Raw genomic sequence first — 19,557 nt, forward strand, 5'->3', positions numbered from 1 at the left:
TTCTAACATTAGCTACAAGTATGCCTCAGCTTTCTTCGTATTTACAAAATGTGTTTTCGCACATGAATTTAATGGTTCATGTCCTTTTTCCCTAATGATCTTAGCTATTGCTTTATCAACGTGCTGTGCAGCACCTTTTGGCAACGTCATGCCGATGTCTTCTGAGAGCTTATCCATTTCTTTTAAAAAGCTAGTCCGGGCTATAATGGAAGCAGCAGCAACTGCTATGGAATGACTCTCCGCTTTCGTAATGAAATATGTATTTGGTGCACTTTTTTGTTGTTCACTTGCTATATATTTGTTGTACAAACTTGGTTCGCAAAATTGATCAATGACAATTCCTTCAAATAATCCTTGATCAGTATTTTTAATAACATTTCTAATAGCATGATGATGTGTCATAGCTTTCATCTTTCCTTGTGACCAGCCTTTAGCTTTTAAAGCATTATATTTAGGGTTTCGTAAAACAAGAAGAGAATAGGTGATATCTAACATTAGTATTTCATTAGACAAGCGTTTAATGGTTGTGTCTGTAAGGTTTTTAGAGTCTTGTACACCTATTTCTTTTAATTTAGCTATTTGTTCTTGCCTAACAAACACACTGGCAACAGTCATTGGCCCAAAGTAATCACCAGTACCAGCTTCATCAGAGCCGATATGTGATTTGTTGAAAAGTGTACTTGGTGGAGCTACAGTATGTTTTGATTTAGAAATGGGTCTAATTTGTTTCTGCTCATCAGCAATCTCATCCACCCACTTAATGGACTCAAAATCGGCTGACTTCCCTTGGAACATAACTTTGCCTGAACGATAAGCGGTTATTACCGCGTTAGAAGTTTTTGCTCTGAAAACGGCTCCTTGTGGTATATCAACAATAGATCCTTGATAATAATCTTTCATTTCTTTAATTTTGGCTTTGGAAAATACATGCGTTTGTTGTGACAAAATGAACACTCCAATCAATCAATTCATATACAAACTATAGCAAATTTGAATAAATAAGGGAATGATGTACTTTGTCGAATGCTTTCCTAAATTGGCGTCTTCATGTTAATATAAAGTGTAGTATTTTTAATTAGGGGGGCAATCCGAGTGACCCAGAATAACAAAACACGAACAACAGTGGAAATTCATAATAAATCTTACACAATAATGGGGCATGAAGATGCACAGCATGTACGTTTGGTGGCAAGTCTCGTGGATCAAAAAATGAATGAAATACAAAAAATGAATAGCACTTTAGAAACTACTAGGTTGGCAGTATTGACTGCTGTTAATACAATGAATGATTATTTAAAGTTAAAAGAAGAATATGCAACATTGCTAGGATCAATGAACAAGAAAGAGGATTAATGACATATGGTTGATATTATTTTATTACTTTTATTAATTTTTGGTTTTTTTATAGGGTTAAAGCGCGGTTTTATTTTACAATTGTTTCATTTAATTGGATTCATCGTTGCATTTATTGTTGCGGCTTTGTATTATGATCAATTGTCTTCCAGGCTAGCATTGTGGATTCCATACCCAGAACTACCCGACAACAGCGCTTGGGCCGCGTTTTTGGAGAACCTTCCACTGGAAATAGCGTTCTATAATGCGATTGCATTTGCAATTATATTTTTTGCTGTAAAAATTGTACTACAAATCATCGCATCTATGCTCGACTTTGTTGCAGAATTGCCTGTACTGCATTCAGTGAATAAGCTGCTTGGAGGAGTTCTAGGATTTATTGAGATTTATTTAATACTATTTATTATCTTATATATTCTTGCGTTAACTCCACTACCGAATGTTCAAACATGGGTAAATGATTCAGGTATTGCAATGTTTATCGTAGAACATACACCATTATTTTCTGAGAAATTAAAGGATCTATGGTTTACGCATATTGAAGGTTTAATTCATTAATAGAAAATCAATAAAATGGCTGATTCTAATAGGCGGAATTACAATTGTGACAAATGTACAATATGTAGGACCTAATTAGAATTGGCTTTTTTGCAATGAAGGCAAGAATAAAGTTTCGTAGGTGATCAGCCTAAGAAAATCTTCGTCATTCGTTAAGGACGGGTTTTACTAAGGTTTAGAAACACTTTATAGAAGAAGGTGACGAACATGACTGTGAATAAAAAAGATGTATTAAAATTGTTGGAAAAAGTTGCTGTATATTTAGAATTGAAGGGGGAAAATTCGTTCAAAGTATCTGCTTATCGGAAAGCAGCACAAGCTCTTGAACGGGATGATCGATCCTTATCAGAAATTGATGATTTTATTAAAATAAAAGGCATCGGAAAAGGAACAAGCGCGGTTATAGAAGATTACATAGAAAACGAGAAATCAGAGGCACTGGCCCAGCTTGAAAGAGAAGTACCTCAAGGGTTAGTTCCACTACTGAATTTACCAGGTCTCGGTGGGAAGAAGCTCGCGAAATTGTACCAAGAGCTTGGAGTAACTGATGCGAATACATTACAAAAAGAATGCCAATCAGGTGAAGTGGAAAAGCTTCCAGGGTTTGGTAAAAAGACTGCAGAGAAAATTTTACAGGCACTTGAAGATGCAAACAGTCGTCCAGACCGTTTGCCAATCGCTATGATGCTGCCAATCGCAGAAAGAATCGAATCATACTTAGTTAAAATTAATGAAATTGATAGGTTTTCCCGAGCTGGTAGCTTGAGGCGTATGCGTGAAACCGTGAAGGATATTGATTTTATTATTGCATCAGCTTACCCCTCTGAGGTCCGTGATGCTTTATTAGCAATGGGTAATATAAAAGAAGTAATCGCTAAAGGGGATACAAAGGTATCTGTTACATTAGATGATTTTTATGCGGTTAATGTAGATTTTCGAATTGTTGAACCAAAAGAATTCGCTACTACATTACATCACTTCACAGGTTCAAAAGAACATAATGTTGCCATGCGACAGCTAGCAAAAAAACGTGCTGAAAAAATTAATGAATATGGTATCACCCATAGTGAAAGTGATAAAATCATCACATTTGAAAATGAAACACAATTTTTTCATCATTTTGATCTTCCATTTATCCCTCCAGAAATTAGAGAAAACCAAGGTGAAATGGAATTATTTACAGACAAAATCACCTTACTTGAACCGACTGATATTCGAGGCGATCTCCATATGCATACTACTTGGAGTGATGGAGCGCAGTCATTGGAAGAAATGGTTAATCAAGCAAGAAAAATTGGCTATGATTATATTGCCATCACGGACCACTCAAAGTTTTTGGTTGTGGCTAATGGTTTAAATGAAACCAAACTCCGCAAACAACGTATAGAAATAGAAAGAATTAACAACAAATATGATGATATTCATGTCTTTGCCGGGGTGGAAATGGACATTTTACCAGATGGATCCCTCGATTTTGATAATGAATTTTTACAGGAAATGGATTTTGTGATCGGAGCAATACACTCAAGTTTTAATCAAACACAAGAAAAAATTATGCACCGGTTAGAAAGTGCGATGAAAAATCCGTTTGTAACGTTCATTGCTCATCCATCGGGAAGATTAATTGGCAGACGCTCAGGTTACAATGTTGATATGGAAAAACTTATTGAACTGGCTAAAGAAACAAATACAGCACTGGAAATTAATGCTACTCCGAATCGCTTAGACATATCAGCAGATTGGGCAAGAATAGCACAGGATAATGGTGTGAATATTGTCATCAATACCGATGCGCATAGTTATCAAATGCTCGATCATATGAAGCATGGGGTAGGGATTGCTCGAAAGGGTTGGATGGAAAAAGATAATGTTATCAATACATGGACAAAAGAAAGATTAATAAAATTGATGAATCAGAAAAGGTAGTTTTCGTGTAAAGGAGTGAGTATAATGAATGAACGTATTTTACGCGTATTAGAATTTAATAAGATTATTGACCAACTTAGCTCTCAAGCAGCGTCAAGTCTTGGAAAAAGTCAGGCGCTTCAATTAAAGCCACTTACAATTCTTACTGATGTTTTAGAAATGCAAAAGGAAACCGATGAAGCTGGTCAAATTTTACGATTAAATCTTGCAGTTCCGCTGGGTGGTATTTTTGACATACGGGCGAGTATTAAGCGAAGTGTGATTGGTGGCGTGTTAAGTACAGAAGAATGCTTAGATATTGCTAATACCATCTATGGTGGACGACAGGTTAAAAATTTTATCCAAAAGTTAGAAAATGAATTACCGATACTAAAAAGTCTAACAGAGCGCATTGAACCACTTAGAGAACTGGAACAACATATAAAAAGCAGTATAGATGATCATGGACACGTGATGGATAGCGCATCGGTGAAATTAAGAAGTATTCGGTCGCAGATTCGAACATTTGAAAGCAGGGTGCGTGAAAAATTAGACGGTTACACAAAATCAAAAAGTGCCATGCTTTCTGATCCAATTGTTACGATTCGCAATGATCGTTATGTATTACCTGTTAAGCAAGAATACCGTGGTTCTATTGGTGGTATCGTACATGATCAATCTGCATCTGGAGCGACGTTATTTATGGAACCAAAGACTGTAGTTGATTTAAATAATCAACTACAGGAAGCATTCATTAAAGAGAAACATGAAGTGGATCGAATTCTACGAGAACTAACAGAACATATTGCATCAGAAGAAATCTTTTTAACCGAAAACGTTGAGGTCTTAGGCAAAATTGATTTCATGTTTGCTAGAGCTAAGCTAGGACAATCAATGAAAGCCTCCATGCCCAAGATGAATGATCAAGGTATCATTAAAATGCAACAGGCTAGACATCCGCTAATACCGATGGACGAAGTGGTAGCAAATGACATTGAAATTGGAGAAGAGTTTACTTCTGTTGTTATTACAGGGCCTAATACTGGTGGAAAAACTGTTACATTAAAGATGGTGGGACTTTGCACGTTAATGGCACAATCGGGGCTGCAGGTTCCTGCTCTTGATGGGTGTGACATGGCAGTTTTTGAAAACGTTTATGCCGACATAGGTGATGAACAGTCCATTGAACAAAATCTCAGTACATTTTCCTCCCATATGACAAACATTGTCGACATTATGAAAACCGTTGATTATAAAGCATTGGTTTTATTTGATGAGTTAGGTGCTGGTACTGATCCACAAGAGGGTGCTGCACTTGCAATGTCACTTTTAGATGAAGTTATTGATCGAGGTGCTCGTGTTATCGCAACGACCCATTATCCTGAGCTTAAGGCGTATGGATATAACCGAGAAAATGTGGTGAACGCTTCTGTTGAATTTGATGTAGAATCATTGAAACCAACTTATCGATTATTATTAGGTGTACCAGGTCGAAGTAATGCTTTTGAAATTTCCAAACGTCTGGGGCTAAATGAATCGATTATCAAAAATGCCAAAAGTCATATTGGAGTAGATTCAAAAAGTGTGGAAAATATGATTGCGTCACTTGAAAAGTCGCAGCGTGAATCCAAGAAGGATTATGAAACTGCACATCAAACCATGCTCGAAACGGAAGAGCTGAAACAAGATCTAGAAAAACAGTGGCAAGACTTTGATGAAAAGAGACAAACTTTATATAAAAAGGCAGAAGAAAAAGCGAACAAGGCATTACAGGAGGCCCGAGAAGAAGCAGAACTTATCATCGATGAGATTCGAAAGATGAAAACAAATGCAAATTTGAAAGAACATGAATGGATTGAAGCAAGAAAAATGCTAGAGGATGCCAAGCCAAATTTATCTAATAAACAACATCAAAAGGGAAGTACACCAAAAGATAGCGCAAAGGATTTACATGTTGGTGATACAATTAAGCTATTAACGATAAACCAGCAAGGTAGTGTATTGGAAAAAATAAGTAATAACGAATATCTAGTACAGGTAGGGATAATGAAAGTAAAGGTAAAAAGGAATGACCTTCAATTCATCAGTGAAAAGAAAGAGTTTAATGAAAAACCATTAACTACTGTAAAGGGTTCTAGTTACCATGTGCGACCTGAATTGGATTTACGCGGCGAGCGGTATGAAGATGCTCTTCTACGAGTGGAAAAGTATATTGATGACGTGATATTAGCTGGTTATCAGAAGGTGTCTATTATTCATGGAAAAGGTACGGGTGCTCTCCGAAAGGGTGTTCAGGATTTAGCAAAGAAACACCCGAAAATTGCTACCATTCGTCCTGGTGTTAGTGGTGAAGGTGGAAGCGGTGTATCCATTATAGAACTCAAGTAGAGCGATTTAGGGAGATGGTTTAATAGATGGAAGGCTTTTGGGAAATTACGTATATTGAAATAGCTGCAAGATACAGTGTGGTTATCTTGTGTACAGTGGTCTTTCTTGCTGTATTTGAACTTGTTACTTCTTATAAAAATTGGGAAGAGATTAAAAAAGGTAATTTTGCAGTCGCTATGGCAACAGGTGGTAAGCTGTTTGGAATCGCTACTATTTTTCGTTACTCAATTGAACACAATGATACGATCATTCAAAGTGTCGGGTGGGGTATTTTTGGATTTGTTTTATTGTTACTAAGTTATTTCATCTTTGAGTTTTTAACACCGAAGATAAAAATAGATGAAGAAATCGGAAATGGTAATCATGCTGTAGGGTTTATTTCAATGTTAATTTCAGTGGGAATGGCTTTTGTTATTGGAGCAAGTATTGGTTAGGAGCGAATAAGAGAATGGAAACATTAGCTAAAGTATTGATTGTAGTAGCCATTGTATTTGCTATTGTGGGCGTCGTATACTTAATTAGATGAAATATGGTTATCACCTTGATAAATGGTGATAACCAATTTTTTTGTAAAATTGTAAATAAAATTTCAAAAAATACAAATTAATCGGTATAATGAATATATATATAGAATGAAGGAGGAGAGAAAATATGGATGAACGAATCTGGCATGCACATTATCCAAAAGAGATACCAACAAGTATTAAGTACGATACAAAACCATTGCATCAGTTTTTAGTTGAGAATGCAGAGCATTACAATGAAAAGAAAGCGCTTCACTTTCTGGGAAAAGAAATGTCTTATGCTGAACTTTTCAAAGAAGCAAAGAAATTAGCTTGTTATTTTCAGTCGCTAGGTTTAGAAAAGGGTGATCGAGTAGCTATTATGTTACCAAACTGTCCACAATCAGTAATTGCTTATTACGCAACGCTATTAGCTGGTGGAACGGTTGTACAAACAAATCCTTTATATATGGAAAGGGAGTTAGAATATCAATTAAATGATTCAGGAGCTTCAATAATTGTTTGTTTGGATATTTTGTTGCCACGTGTTACCAATGTTAAAAGCGATACAGCACTAAAGCATACGGTAGTAGCTCAAATTAAAGATTATTTACCCTTCCCTAAAAATCTCATCTATCCATTTATCCAAAAAAAGCAGTATAATATGGTTGTCAAGGTTGAACAAACAGAAGACACTCATGTATGGGATATGATAATGGAACTTGCATCAACTAACTATCAGCCTGTCGAAGTAGACGCTAAAGAAGATTTGGCACTTTTACAATATACAGGTGGGACAACGGGTAACCCAAAAGGTGTCATGCTTACCCACTATAACCTTGTTTCAAATGTTCAGATGAGTAATGCTTGGCTGTATAAAACAAGAGAAGGTGGAGAAATAATTTTAGGTGTCCTGCCATTTTTTCATGTATATGGTATGACAACCGTTATGAATATGTCAATTATGCTTGGCTCCAAAATGGTGTTACTTCCAAAGTTTGATGTAGAAGATGTCTTAAAAACTATTCAAAAACAAAAACCAACACTATTTCCAGGTGCACCAACTATTTATGTAGCTTTACTTAATCATCCTGATCTTAAAAAATATGATTTATCATCAATTGAAGCATGTCTTAGCGGGTCAGCTCCACTACCAGTTGAGATTCAAGAACAATTTGAAAGAGTAACTGGAGGCAAATTAGTAGAAGGATATGGTCTAACGGAAACGTCTCCTGTTACTCATTCTAATTTTGTATGGACGAAGCGTGTAAACGGAAGTGTAGGAGTACCATGGCCAGATACAGACTCCAAAATTTTTCTGTCAGGTACAACGGAAGAAGCTCCTGTTGGGGAAATTGGAGAAATTGTAGTGAAAGGTCCCCAAATAATGAAAGGGTATTGGAATAACCAAGAAGAAACAGATAATGCGCTAAAAGATAGTTGGTTATTCACTGGGGATTTGGGGTACATGGATGAAGATGGTTATTTTTATATAGTAGATCGGAAGAAAGATATGATTATTGCTGGTGGTTATAACATTTATCCGCGAGAGGTAGAAGAAGTACTTTATGAACATGAAGCAATACAGGAAGCTGTTGTGGCGGGTATTCCAGACGCGTATCGCGGAGAAACTGTAAAGGCATATGTAGTTCTTAAATCCGGATATGAGCTAGAGAAAGAAGACTTAAACGCATATTGCAGAGAAAATTTAGCTGCGTATAAAGTCCCTCGTATCTATGAGTTTCGTAATGAACTCCCAAAAACAGCAGTAGGTAAGATATTACGCCGTTCATTAGTAGACGAAGAAAAAGAAAAGATACAAGCGGAGAGTAAAACTATTTGAGCATAGTGCTCTTTTTTTGTACAATAAGTGTACAAGCTATCTATTGATTGACATAAATTAATTGTCTCGGGTACAATGAATATGAATGATTGTTCATTCATTTTTGTGGCTGTGTTATATGCTAAGGGGACTTGACGTTAATGAAAAAAAACAAACCAAAATACAATCAGATCATTGAAGCTGCTGTGGAAGTAATTGCAGAAAACGGTTATCATGCTTCACAGGTTTCCAGGATTGCTAAGAAAGCTGGTGTAGCTGACGGTACCATCTATCTTTATTTTAAAAATAAAGAAGATATACTAGTCTCATTGTTTGAAGTGAAAATGGGGCAGCTTATCGAACAGATTGCTGAAAGTATCAATGAAAAGCAAGATGTGAGTGATAAACTACTTACGTTAATCGAAATGCATTTTCGTCAGTTAGCAGACGATCATTACTTAGCTATCGTTACACAACTGGAACTCAGGCAATCTAATCCAGAATTACGCATAAAAATTAATAAAGTATTGAAGCCCTACCTAGCTGAAATTGATCACATCATTCAAGAAGGTGTAGACAATAAGGACTTTCGTGGTGACTTAAATGTACCATTAGTAAGACAAATGATATTTGGAACTTTAGATGAAGTGGTGACAAATTGGGTAATGAATGAGCAAAGGTATAATTTGCTTGCACAAGCTCCAGCTATACACCAGCTAATCATTAATGGACTTTCTAAAAACGACTAATGAAGGAGGACCTGAATTTGGGAACTATATCTTATGAAAAAAATAATCATGTTGCAATACTTACTATTCAAAAACCACCAGCAAATGCATTGTCAAGTACACTAATCAAAGATATCGATCAAAAGCTAGATGAAATTGAAAATGATGCTGATATTAAGGCGATTCTGTTAAGGGGTGAAGGTAAATTTTTCTCAGCTGGGGCTGATATAAAAGAATTCACATCACTTCAAAACGCTTCTGATTATCAATCATTATCAGAAAATGGACAAAAAGTATTTGACCGCATTGAACAATTTTCTATACCTGTAATTGCAGCAATTCATGGTGCAGCTTTAGGTGGCGGATTAGAACTTGCCATGTCCTGCCATATCCGTTTGGTAACAGAAAATGCTAAACTTGGTTTGCCAGAATTAACACTTGGAATCATTCCAGGATTTGCGGGAACGCAGCGGCTACCACATTATGTTGGTACTGCCAAAGCATATGAAATGTTATTAAGTGGCACACCTATCTCAGGTAGTGAAGCACATAGTTATGGTTTAGCCAATCAGGTTGTTTCCGAAGACAAGATTTTCGATGAAGCTTTTAAACTTGCAGAGAAGATTGCTTCGAAGAGTAAACCAACAATAAATCATGTTATGCGCTTGATTCCTTATACAAAATCAGATAAGTTTAATAATGGGGCACAGGAAGAAGCAAAAGCGTTTGGTGAAATTTTCGGGTCTGATGATGCAAAAGAAGGTGTTCAGGCATTTCTTGAAAAGCGAAAACCAAACTTCCAAGATAGATAGAAAAGCGAAGGCAGCTTCTAGGAGCCGCAGCTAGCCAAGAAAAGCGAAGGCGACTGATCAGAAGCGGACGCGCTAGCCCACGCAGCTAGACAAATAGATTGAAGGAGGAAACCGTATGAACATTTATGTTTTGTTAAAAAAGACATTTGACACAGAAGAGAAAATTACTGTAACAAATGGAAGAATCGAGGAAGATGGAGCAGAATTCATCATAAATCCTTATGATGAGTATGCAGTAGAAGAAGCAATTAAACAGCGTGATGAACATGGTGGTGAAGTTACAGTCGTTACAGTTGGTGATGAAGACTCCGAAAAGCAGTTACGCACTGCCTTGGCAATGGGTGCTGATAAAGCAGTTTTAATTAATACGGAGGATGACCTTGAAGAAGGGGATCAATTCACAACTGCAAAAATACTAGAAGCATATTTTGATGATAAAGATGTTGATCTCATTTTAGCTGGTAATGTTGCAATTGATGAAGCAAGTGGTCAAGTGGGTCCTCGACTTGCTGAACGTTTAGGGATACCATTTGTAACTACTATCACTAGTCTGAAAATTGATGGAGAAACCGTTAACATTGATAAAGACGTGGAAGGTGACATTGAAAAAGTAGAAACAAGCCTACCTCTACTCGTAACATGCCAGCAAGGACTAAATGATCCTAGATACCCATCACTTCCAGGTATAATGAAAGCGAAGAAAAAGCCGCTTGAAGAATTAGAAATTGATGATCTTGACTTAGATGAAGATGAATTAGAAGCAAAAACGAAAACGATCGACATTTATCTTCCTCCAGAAAAAGAGGCTGGTAGAGTTCTTGAGGGTGAAATAGAAGATCAAGTAAACGAATTAGTGTCACTATTAAAAACAGAATCAAAAGTATTATAAACTCACGAACTGGAAGGAGAAACGACATGAGCGAAAAACTACTAGTTATAGGTGAATCAAGAGATGGTTCGTTACGTAATGTTACATTTGAAGCTATTGCAACAGCTAAAAAAATAAATGCTGATGGGGAAATCATCGGTTTAATTTGTGGTAATGAAGATCTAAAAAAGCAAGCACAGGAAATGGTTTATTATGGAGCAGATCGTGTAATTACTGTTAAACATGATAATTTGAAAACGTATACATCTGACGGTTACGGTCAAGCGGTTATGGCGGTTATTTTAGAGGAGTCTCCAGCAGTTGTTGTTATGGGACATACAGCCGTTGGTAAAGATTTAACTCCAAAGATTGCAAGTAAATTGGAAACAGGCTTAATCTCTGATGCTACTGATATTGAAGTGAAAGATGGAAAAGCACTATTTACTAGACCGATATATTCTGGTAAAGCATTCGAGAAAAAAATGGTTACGAGTGGTATTACATTTGCTACTATTCGTCCGAATAATATTGCGCCGCTAGATCGTGATGAGTCACGTACTGGTGATATCACATCTAAAGACATGGATATTTCGGATATACGAACCGTTATTAAAGAAGTTATCCGTAAAGCATCTGAAGGTGTTGATTTATCAGAAGCAAAAATAATCGTTGCTGGTGGACGTGGTGTTAAAAGTGAAGATGGCTTTAAACCATTACAAGAGCTTGCAGACGTACTGGGTGGGGCAGTAGGTGCATCACGTGGTGCGTGTGACGCAGAGTACTGTGACTACTCTCTACAAATCGGTCAAACAGGTAAAGTTGTTACCCCTGATCTATATATTGCAGTTGGTATTTCAGGGGCAATTCAACATTTAGCTGGTATGTCTAACTCTAAAGTAATTGTTGCAATCAACAAGGACGCAGAAGCTAACATTTTTAATGTAGCAGACTATGGTATTGTAGGAGATCTATTTGAAGTAGTTCCATTGTTAATTGAAGAAGTTAAAAAGATAAAATAAGTTAATTGAAGCGCTTGGTCAGAAATATTTCTGATCAAGCGCTTTGGTGGTTGAATAGTAACCCAAACGAGTAATAGTTTAGTATAAGCAAGATATTAGCGTGGTAATACTAACGATGATATACTCATTTTAGATTTGATGTTTCATTGAGGAGGAATATTAATGGCAATTGTAAATGTATCAGATCAGAACTTTGCAAAAGAAACAGGAGAAGGTCTAGTATTAGCAGACTTCTGGGCACCTTGGTGTGGACCTTGTAAAATGATTGCACCAGTGTTAGAGGAAATAGATGGTGAAATGGAAGAACAGGTTCAAATCGTAAAATTGGATGTTGACGAAAATCAAGAAACTGCTGGTAAATACGGAGTTATGAGTATTCCAACATTGTTACTTTTTAAAGATGGCGAAGTGGTTGACCAAGTAATTGGTTTTCAACCGAAAGAAGCTCTAGTTGAATTAATTAATAAACATGCATAAATAATTTTTTAACTATCATACGCATTGCTATAATGTAGAATTTTAATCCCTTGTTGCGTTTTGTAACAGGGGATTACTTGTAATAAGATGTTGCGTGGGCACAGGTCATATAGTGGCTTGCAGGAACCAGGTTAGGCCGACGTTTGGACAGGCCAAGGAAAGTTCCAGAAATGCATTGCACGAAAAAAAGCGAGTTTCTTTTTCGAGGGCATGCCGGTCTTAGTTGGGTCTTCCTTTAAATTACGCTTTTCTAAAAGGGATGAAGGTATAATGAATCAAACAATAAAAGAAAAACTAACTGTTCTTCCCGTACAACCTGGATGTTATTTAATGAAAGATAAGCACAACACGATTATATATGTTGGCAAATCAAAAGCACTAAAAAACAGAGTGAAATCTTACTTTGCTGGTGCAAATGATAAAAAAACGCAGCGTTTAGTATCAGAAATTCAAGATTTTGAGTACATCGTAACTACTTCAGAAATCGAAGCGCTCATATTAGAAATGAATTTAATAAAAAAGTATGATCCAAAATATAATGTCCTACTAAAAGATGATAAGTCATATCCATATTTGAAAATAACTTCTGAACGATATCCAAGATTATTGGTTGTACGTAAAGTGAAAAAAGATAAGGGGAAGTATTTTGGGCCTTATCCGAACGTTATTGCTGCTCGGGAAACAAAAAAATTATTAGATCGATTATACCCATTACGTAAATGCAATAAAATGCCTGATAGAGTATGTTTGTACTACCACATGAAACAATGTCTAGCTCCGTGTGTCTATCCGGTCTCAGAAGAAACAAATCGCTCTATCGTACAAAGCATAGCGTCATTTTTAAATGGGGGACATAAAGAAATTAAAAAAGATATTAAAGATAAAATGTATCAAGCAAGTGAAGATCTAGACTTTGAACGTGCGAAAGAGATGAGGGACCAAATTCAGCATATAGAAGCGGTTATGGAACAACAGAAGATGACGTTAAAAGATCAGATCAATCGGGACATCTTTGGATATAGCTATGATAAAGGATGGATGTGTATCCAAGTATTTTTCGTTAGACAGGGAAAATTAATTGAGCGTGACGTAGCCATTTTCCCATTTTTTGATGATCCTGAAGAAACATTTATCAGTTATATAGGTCGCTTTTATCTCCATCAACATCACCCTAAGCCAAAGCAAATATTGTTACCACTAGGAGCTGATGCAGAACTTTTATCAGAATTGCTTGAAATTGATATCAACATCCCTTATAGAGGCCGCAAAAAAGACCTGGTTAAGCTTGCAATGAAAAATGCAAAGATTGCTCTGGAAGAGAAATTTTCTATTATTGAAATAGATGAGGAACGAACCATTAAAGCAGTAGAAAACATAGGTGAAAAACTAAATATTGAAACCCCCCATCGTATTGAGGCTTTTGATAATTCGAACATTCAAGGAACAAATCCAGTATCAGCAATGGTCGTTTTTATAGATGGTAGACCAAATAAGAAGGAATACCGTAAATATAAAGTACGAGATGTTACTGGTCCAGATGATTATGAAACAATGCGAGAGGTAATCAGGCGCAGATATTCACGCGTATTAAAGGAAAAATTGCCGCTTCCGGACCTCATTATGGTTGATGGTGCAAAGGGGCAAATGAGTGCAGCGTTAGATGTTCTAGAGAACGAATTGGGGTTGGATATACCTTTATGTGGTTTGGCTAAGGATGATAAGCATAAAACAAGTGAATTACTATACGGGAACCCACCAGCAATCATTGATTTATCAAGGAAATCACAGGAGTTCTATTTGGTTCAACGAATACAGGATGAAGTCCACCGCTTTGCCATAACATTTCATCGACAATTACGTGGGAAAGACTTATTCCAATCAGAACTAGATAAAATTCCTGGAGTAGGAGAAAAAAGACGTCGATTGCTTTTAACATACTTTAAGTCAATCGATGAGATTAAAAATAAATCAATCGCGGATATAACGAAGCTTGGTATTCCAAAAAATACTGCTGAATTAATTCTAGATCACTTAACAAAAGATTAAAAAAGCTCACATTTAATATGTGAGCTTACCTATGTTAAGAGGTGACAAGAACGGAAAAATTAACTTGCATTATTTTTTTATTTATTTCCTCTGTGCATTCCGCCTCTGTTTCCTTAAGTTGTTGAATTGCTTCTGCTAAAAATCCAGCTTCCAAACGAAACTCTGCTTCAAATGAAGCTTTAAGTCGATTAACCACCGAATCAGACATTAGGCTGAAAGTTATTTCTTTTCGTTTACTTTTAGTAAGCTCCAAGTTCCCCCAACCCAGTTTTTCAAATATATAATAAATGTCTTCAATTGTATCAAATGTTATTTTTCTCGCTAGATTTCTTCCCATGAAATATAATAGTGTATCAGATTCTCTTCCTAATAGCTCCGGTAAGCTTATATATCGTAATACATCATACCCTGCACCTGATGTATGTAGTTCCTCAAGTAGCGATGCCGAATATACCTGTTTATCTTTTGACATGGATGTCATCCTTTCTGTGTGCTGTCAAATCAAAATAGCCAAATCAATAAAATGAGTATTATAGATTGCTAGTATTATTATCTATATAATTCGTCAGATGTGCAAGTATGCATCTGACTTTTTTTCTGGAATTAAAGGCTGTTTTCTAAAAGATTGTTGTTTTTGCCACAAAATCAATAAACTACGATAGTGCGGCAACGCTTCAGCTCCCTCTTAGGCGAAATACGTCCTGTAACCGGCGTTGGTCACAGGACGTGACCGTTTTAGCCGGTGACCCGCAGGAGTCGACTGCCCGAAGCGAAAGTCAAACGTCATGCTAGCGAAGGAAATATAAGAAGACTCAAGATGGAAAAGCGAAGACGATGAGGCGAGCGTCCTTTGCTTATGTCTAACTGCGGCTCCTAGCGCCCAGTAAATAGATAGTCAGGATGAACGTAGGGGAAAGCACCCTACTGTTCACCTGCCTATCTATTTGTACGCCGCTGAGCAGCCTCCGCTTTCGGAAGAGCGAGGAGGCTCAGCGCAAGCCTTAAGGTGCGCGTCGTGTATTTCCGAAGCGGTATGTTATGACACAATTTTTTCGCAAGGATTAAATAGCAACAAAACTTATGAAAAGAGCCAAATTAAAGAAAATCATATTAAAATTAAATAGTTCCTTTTCTTGACGCTTTTCAGAGTTAGAAGTACAATAAATATGTCACAAATTGTACATTATCGGGCAATATTAGGGAATAATACATGCTGAAAAAACGAATTAATGTTAAAGGGTTTGTGCTCAGAATAGCATATTTATATTACTAAGGGGGGTAACACATGGCAGGACGTAGCGAGTTCAATTATCGCAGATTACACTCATTACTTGGGGTAATTCCCATTGGGATCTTTTTGATTCAACATTTAATTGTGAATCATTTTGCTGCATATGGTGAGGAAAGCTTTAATAAAGCAGCACATGTATTAGAGAGTTTACCATTTAAATTGGTATTGGAAACGTTTATTATATACCTACCAATTTTATTTCACGCAATTTTAGGAGTGTATATTGTATTTGTTGCGAAAAACAACATAAAACGATACGGATTTTTTCGTAACTGGATGTTTTACGTTCAACGTATAACTGGAATTATTACACTAGTTTTTCTTGCTTGGCATATTTGGGAAACGCGTATACAGATTGGAATGGGAAATGCTGAAGCGAATTATACTTTAATGGAAGGCATTTTAACTAACTCTTTCATGTTTTGGTTCTACATCATTGGAGTCATTTCAACTACATTCCATTTTGCTAATGGTTTATGGAGTTTCTTGGTATCATGGGGTATTACTCAGTCACCTAGATCTCAAAAAATTGCTACATATGCAACACTAATCGTGTTTTTAGCTTTAAGCTATTTAGGTGTAAGATCCTTAATTGCATTTGCTTATGGCGTTTAAGTTTTAACAAAAGAGGGAGTGAGTATATATAATGAGTAATAAAAAAGTTGTTGTTGTGGGCGGTGGACTTGCCGGTCTTATGGCAACGATTAAAGCAGCTGAAGCAGGTGTGAATGTAGACCTGTTTTCTATCGTACCTGTAAAACGTTCTCACTCTGTATGTGCCCAGGGCGGTATAAACGGTGCTGTAAATACAAAAGGTGAAGGGGATTCTACTGACATTCACTTTGACGATACACTTTATGGTGGAGACTTTTTGGCAAATCAACCACCTGTAAAAGCAATGTGTGACGCCGCACCAAGTATCATACATATGTTGGATCGTATGGGAGTTATGTTTAACCGTACACCTGAAGGGTTACTTGATTTCCGTCGCTTTGGCGGTACGCAGCACCATCGTACAGCATATGCCGGGGCAACCACGGGACAACAATTATTATATGCTTTAGACGAACAGGTTCGCCGTTATGAAGTAGAAGGATTAGTAACGAAATATGAAAGCTGGGAATTCCTTGGAGCAATTCTTGATGATGAAGGCGTTGGAAAAGGAATTGTAGGACAAGACATTAAAACACATGAAATAAAATCTTTCCCATCAGATGCAACAATAATGGCTACTGGTGGACCGGGAATTATTTTCGGTAAATCAACAAACTCAATGATCAATACTGGTTCAGCAGCAAGTATTCTGTATCAGCAAGGTGCAAAATATGCCAACGGAGAATTTATTCAAATTCATCCAACAGCAATTCCTGGTGATGATAAATTGCGATTAATGAGTGAATCAGCACGTGGTGAAGGTGGACGTGTGTGGACATATAAGGATGGGGAGCCTTGGTACTTCTTGGAGGAGAAATATCCTGCTTATGGAAACCTAGTTACCCGTGATATTGCTACCCGTGAAATATTTGACGTTTGCGTTAATCAAAAATTAGGTATCAATGGTGAGAACATGGTATACCTTGATTTATCACATAAGGATCCGAAAGAATTAGATGTTAAACTTGGTGGTATCATTGAAATCTATGAAAAATTTGTTGGAGAAGACCCTCGTAAAGTTCCAATGAAAATATTCCCAGCAGTTCATTATTCAATGGGTGGACTTTGGGTTGATTTTGACCAGATGACTAGTATTCCTGGGATCTTTGCGGCAGGGGAATGTGATTATTCACAGCATGGTGGAAACCGTTTAGGCGCTAACTCATTATTATCAGCCATATATGGTGGTTCTGTTGCTGGACCAAATGCGATAAATTACATTGATGGACTTGAAACACATGTTGAAGATATGTCACCTGAACTGTTTGACAATAGACAAAAAGACGAACAGGATAAATTCGAAGCCCTTATGAAGATGGATGGCGAGGAAAACGCTTATCAGATTCATAAAGAGCTTGGAGAATGGATGACAGATAATGTTACTGTAGTTCGACACAATGAAAAGCTACTGAAGACAGATGAAAAACTTAAAGAACTGTTGGAGCGATGGGAAAATATTAATATTAATGATACCTCTCGCTGGAGTAACCAGGGTGTTATGTTCACCCGTCAATTGAAGAATATGCTTCAATTAGCACGTGTTATTACAATTGGAGCTTATAATCGTAATGAAAGCCGTGGTGCTCATTATAAACCGGAATTCCCTGAACGAAATGATGAGGAATTCTTAAAGACTACAATTGCACGATTTGATAAAGAGAAAAACACTCCAGTATTGACATATGAGGAAGTAGACACTTCTTTAATTGAACCTAGATTACGTGATTATAGTAAAAAACATTGAGGGGAGAAAGATAAAAATGGCTGAAGGAAAAACAGTTACATTTATTATAACTCGGCAAGACAGCCCAGATTCTGCTCCTTATAAGGAAACGTTTAATCTTCCTTATAAACAAAATATGAATGTTATTACTGGGTTAATGGAAATAAGACAAAATCCAATTAATGCGGATGGGGAAAAAACAACTCCCGTTTATTGGGATATGAACTGTTTGGAAGAAGTTTGTGGTGCCTGTTCAATGGTTATTAACGGGACAGCACGTCAATCATGTACGGCACTGGTTGATCAATTGGAGCAACCAATTCATCTTGAGCCTATGTCCACTTTTCCGATTGTACGCGATTTGATTGTTGATCGTGAACAAATGTTTGACGCGTTAAAACAAATTAAAGGGTGGGTACCAATTGATGGTACACATGATTTAGGCCCTGGACCTCGTATGCCAGAAAAGAAACGTCAATGGGCATATGAACTATCGAAATGTATGACTTGTGGGGTTTGTTTAGAAGCATGCCCAAATGTGAATGATAAGTCAGACTTCATCGGACCAGCTGCACTATCTCAAGCTCGATTGTTTAATGCACATCCAACAGGAGATATGAATGCAAGCGATCGATTGGAAGGCCTTATGCAAGATGGAGGAATCTCTGGATGTGGTAATGCACAAAACTGTGTGGAAGTATGTCCTAAAGGAATTCCATTAACAACATCAATTGCTGCAATGAATAGAGCAACAAATGTTCAAGCATTTAAAAATTTCTTTGGCAGTGACAATGCATATTAATTACTCCAAATAATTTAAGGTGGCCCTACCCAATTGTTGTGGTAGGGTCATTTTTTTATCCCCAAAGGAGGTATAACGGATGAAATCCATAGCCTATATTGAAGATATAAAGTCCTGGAAGGAAACATTTTATTTCTCTGTACCAATTAGGATCCGCTTTTCCGAAACAGATATGTTCGGTCATGTAAATAATGTTTCGCCATTTATATATTTTGAGGAAGCACGAATTGAATTTTTAAAATCCAAAGCTTTATTCCGTAATCCTGAGGAGGATTGCATCCCGGTAGCTGGTGATTTACAATGTGATTTTCTTCATCAACTTTTTTTTGATGATAAGTTAGAGGTCTATGTTAAAGTAAATCTTATTGGACAAACTTCTATCGATGTTCATTACATGGGAATTAATCAGGATGATAAGCTTTGTTTAACCGGTAGAGGAAGATTAGTCTACGTTAATCCAAAAACTGGTAGACCTGTCCCGCTGAGTGAGCAGATGAAAGATAACTTAATACATAGGTAGTAAGAAAAGCGTAAGTGCCCGTTTAGCAATATTGGACTGCGCAAACGCAACGTGGATAGTTCGATGGAGCCACGTAAAGTGGCGATTT

At 36.8% G+C, this 19,557-nt stretch carries 18 protein-coding genes; 16 read left to right on the forward strand and 2 right to left on the reverse strand.

Going from position 1 to position 19,557, the window contains the following annotated elements:
- Nucleotides 1-12: 12 nt before the first annotated feature.
- Entirely contained in the window at nucleotides 13-954 is a 942-nt protein-coding gene (gene rnhC, locus AC3G7N_RS04845; protein ID WP_489421015.1) for a ribonuclease HIII, read from the reverse strand.
- A 138-nt stretch (nucleotides 955-1,092) separates the two neighbouring features.
- Between rnhC and zapA the strand changes: the two genes are divergently transcribed.
- From zapA to uvrC, 12 genes are all read left to right on the forward strand, one after another.
- A complete protein-coding gene (zapA, locus tag AC3G7N_RS04850; RefSeq protein ID WP_489421016.1) occupies nucleotides 1,093-1,353 on the forward strand; it encodes a cell division protein ZapA in 261 nt (86 codons plus the stop codon).
- Between the two features lie 6 nt (nucleotides 1,354-1,359).
- Nucleotides 1,360-1,911 carry a CvpA family protein gene (locus AC3G7N_RS04855; protein ID WP_489421017.1) on the forward strand — a complete coding sequence of 184 codons (552 nt, stop codon included), beginning with the start codon at nucleotides 1,360-1,362 and terminating at the stop codon, nucleotides 1,909-1,911.
- 207 nt (nucleotides 1,912-2,118) lie between these two features.
- Nucleotides 2,119-3,837 carry a DNA polymerase/3'-5' exonuclease PolX gene (polX, locus tag AC3G7N_RS04860; RefSeq protein ID WP_489421018.1) on the forward strand — a complete coding sequence of 573 codons (1,719 nt, stop codon included), beginning with the start codon at nucleotides 2,119-2,121 and terminating at the stop codon, nucleotides 3,835-3,837.
- A 24-nt stretch (nucleotides 3,838-3,861) separates the two neighbouring features.
- A complete protein-coding gene (locus AC3G7N_RS04865; protein ID WP_489421019.1) occupies nucleotides 3,862-6,204 on the forward strand; it encodes an endonuclease MutS2 in 2,343 nt (780 codons plus the stop codon).
- Between the two features lie 26 nt (nucleotides 6,205-6,230).
- Nucleotides 6,231-6,638: a DUF350 domain-containing protein gene (locus AC3G7N_RS04870; RefSeq protein WP_489421020.1), complete on the forward strand. Its 408-nt coding sequence runs from the start codon at nucleotides 6,231-6,233 to the stop codon at nucleotides 6,636-6,638.
- A gap of 217 nt (nucleotides 6,639-6,855) precedes the next feature.
- A complete protein-coding gene (locus AC3G7N_RS04875; RefSeq protein WP_489421021.1) occupies nucleotides 6,856-8,550 on the forward strand; it encodes an AMP-binding protein in 1,695 nt (564 codons plus the stop codon).
- Between the two features lie 140 nt (nucleotides 8,551-8,690).
- The gene (fadR, locus tag AC3G7N_RS04880; RefSeq protein WP_489421022.1) at nucleotides 8,691-9,278 is read left to right on the forward strand and encodes a fatty acid metabolism transcriptional regulator FadR; all 588 of its coding nucleotides are present in this window, start codon (nucleotides 8,691-8,693) and stop codon (nucleotides 9,276-9,278) included.
- 17 nt (nucleotides 9,279-9,295) lie between these two features.
- A complete protein-coding gene (locus AC3G7N_RS04885; protein WP_489421023.1) occupies nucleotides 9,296-10,069 on the forward strand; it encodes an enoyl-CoA hydratase in 774 nt (257 codons plus the stop codon).
- Nucleotides 10,070-10,184: 115 nt separating this feature from the next.
- Nucleotides 10,185-10,958 carry an electron transfer flavoprotein subunit beta/FixA family protein gene (locus AC3G7N_RS04890; protein ID WP_489421024.1) on the forward strand — a complete coding sequence of 258 codons (774 nt, stop codon included), beginning with the start codon at nucleotides 10,185-10,187 and terminating at the stop codon, nucleotides 10,956-10,958.
- A 26-nt stretch (nucleotides 10,959-10,984) separates the two neighbouring features.
- A complete protein-coding gene (locus AC3G7N_RS04895) occupies nucleotides 10,985-11,956 on the forward strand; it encodes an electron transfer flavoprotein subunit alpha/FixB family protein (protein ID WP_489421025.1) in 972 nt (323 codons plus the stop codon).
- 162 nt (nucleotides 11,957-12,118) lie between these two features.
- Nucleotides 12,119-12,433 carry a thioredoxin gene (gene trxA / locus AC3G7N_RS04900; RefSeq protein ID WP_089531912.1) on the forward strand — a complete coding sequence of 105 codons (315 nt, stop codon included), beginning with the start codon at nucleotides 12,119-12,121 and terminating at the stop codon, nucleotides 12,431-12,433.
- Between the two features lie 270 nt (nucleotides 12,434-12,703).
- Nucleotides 12,704-14,479, forward strand: coding sequence for an excinuclease ABC subunit UvrC (gene uvrC, locus AC3G7N_RS04905; RefSeq protein ID WP_489421026.1), 1,776 nt, complete (start codon nucleotides 12,704-12,706; stop codon nucleotides 14,477-14,479).
- A gap of 34 nt (nucleotides 14,480-14,513) precedes the next feature.
- On the opposite strand, the gene AC3G7N_RS04910 is transcribed toward uvrC, so the two are convergent.
- Nucleotides 14,514-14,951 (reverse strand): YslB family protein, encoded by a 438-nt coding sequence (locus tag AC3G7N_RS04910; RefSeq protein WP_489421027.1) that lies wholly within the window; start codon nucleotides 14,949-14,951, stop codon nucleotides 14,514-14,516.
- 813 nt (nucleotides 14,952-15,764) lie between these two features.
- On the opposite strand from AC3G7N_RS04910, the gene AC3G7N_RS04915 reads away from it, so the two are divergent.
- The 4 genes from AC3G7N_RS04915 to AC3G7N_RS04930 all read left to right on the forward strand — a co-directional run bounded on the left by AC3G7N_RS04915 (nucleotide 15,765) and on the right by AC3G7N_RS04930 (nucleotide 19,469).
- Entirely contained in the window at nucleotides 15,765-16,385 is a 621-nt protein-coding gene (locus tag AC3G7N_RS04915) for a succinate dehydrogenase cytochrome b558 subunit (protein ID WP_489421028.1), read from the forward strand.
- A 31-nt stretch (nucleotides 16,386-16,416) separates the two neighbouring features.
- Nucleotides 16,417-18,168, forward strand: a complete 1,752-nt coding sequence (gene sdhA, locus AC3G7N_RS04920) for a succinate dehydrogenase flavoprotein subunit (RefSeq protein ID WP_489421029.1) — start codon at nucleotides 16,417-16,419, stop codon at nucleotides 18,166-18,168.
- Nucleotides 18,169-18,184: 16 nt separating this feature from the next.
- Entirely contained in the window at nucleotides 18,185-18,949 is a 765-nt protein-coding gene (gene sdhB / locus AC3G7N_RS04925) for a succinate dehydrogenase iron-sulfur subunit (RefSeq protein WP_489421030.1), read from the forward strand.
- A 79-nt stretch (nucleotides 18,950-19,028) separates the two neighbouring features.
- Entirely contained in the window at nucleotides 19,029-19,469 is a 441-nt protein-coding gene (locus AC3G7N_RS04930) for an acyl-CoA thioesterase (protein WP_489421031.1), read from the forward strand.
- Nucleotides 19,470-19,557 lie beyond the last annotated feature (88 nt).

It is taken from the genome of Virgibacillus carmonensis, from assembly GCF_057836705.1.

Coding starts and splice junctions, on each gene's coding strand:
- sdhB (WP_489421030.1), top strand. CDS start 18,185: ATGGCTGAAGGAAAAACAGTTACATTTATTATAACTCGGCAAGACAGC.
- uvrC (WP_489421026.1), top strand. CDS start 12,704: ATGAATCAAACAATAAAAGAAAAACTAACTGTTCTTCCCGTACAACCT.
- AC3G7N_RS04875 (WP_489421021.1), top strand. CDS start 6,856: ATGGATGAACGAATCTGGCATGCACATTATCCAAAAGAGATACCAACA.
- AC3G7N_RS04915 (WP_489421028.1), top strand. CDS start 15,765: ATGGCAGGACGTAGCGAGTTCAATTATCGCAGATTACACTCATTACTT.
- AC3G7N_RS04890 (WP_489421024.1), top strand. CDS start 10,185: ATGAACATTTATGTTTTGTTAAAAAAGACATTTGACACAGAAGAGAAA.
- AC3G7N_RS04930 (WP_489421031.1), top strand. CDS start 19,029: ATGAAATCCATAGCCTATATTGAAGATATAAAGTCCTGGAAGGAAACA.
- AC3G7N_RS04895 (WP_489421025.1), top strand. CDS start 10,985: ATGAGCGAAAAACTACTAGTTATAGGTGAATCAAGAGATGGTTCGTTA.
- AC3G7N_RS04870 (WP_489421020.1), top strand. CDS start 6,231: ATGGAAGGCTTTTGGGAAATTACGTATATTGAAATAGCTGCAAGATAC.
- trxA (WP_089531912.1), top strand. CDS start 12,119: ATGGCAATTGTAAATGTATCAGATCAGAACTTTGCAAAAGAAACAGGA.
- AC3G7N_RS04855 (WP_489421017.1), top strand. CDS start 1,360: ATGGTTGATATTATTTTATTACTTTTATTAATTTTTGGTTTTTTTATA.
- AC3G7N_RS04865 (WP_489421019.1), top strand. CDS start 3,862: ATGAATGAACGTATTTTACGCGTATTAGAATTTAATAAGATTATTGAC.
- sdhA (WP_489421029.1), top strand. CDS start 16,417: ATGAGTAATAAAAAAGTTGTTGTTGTGGGCGGTGGACTTGCCGGTCTT.
- fadR (WP_489421022.1), top strand. CDS start 8,691: ATGAAAAAAAACAAACCAAAATACAATCAGATCATTGAAGCTGCTGTG.
- AC3G7N_RS04910 (WP_489421027.1), bottom strand. CDS start 14,951: ATGTCAAAAGATAAACAGGTATATTCGGCATCGCTACTTGAGGAACTA.
- polX (WP_489421018.1), top strand. CDS start 2,119: ATGACTGTGAATAAAAAAGATGTATTAAAATTGTTGGAAAAAGTTGCT.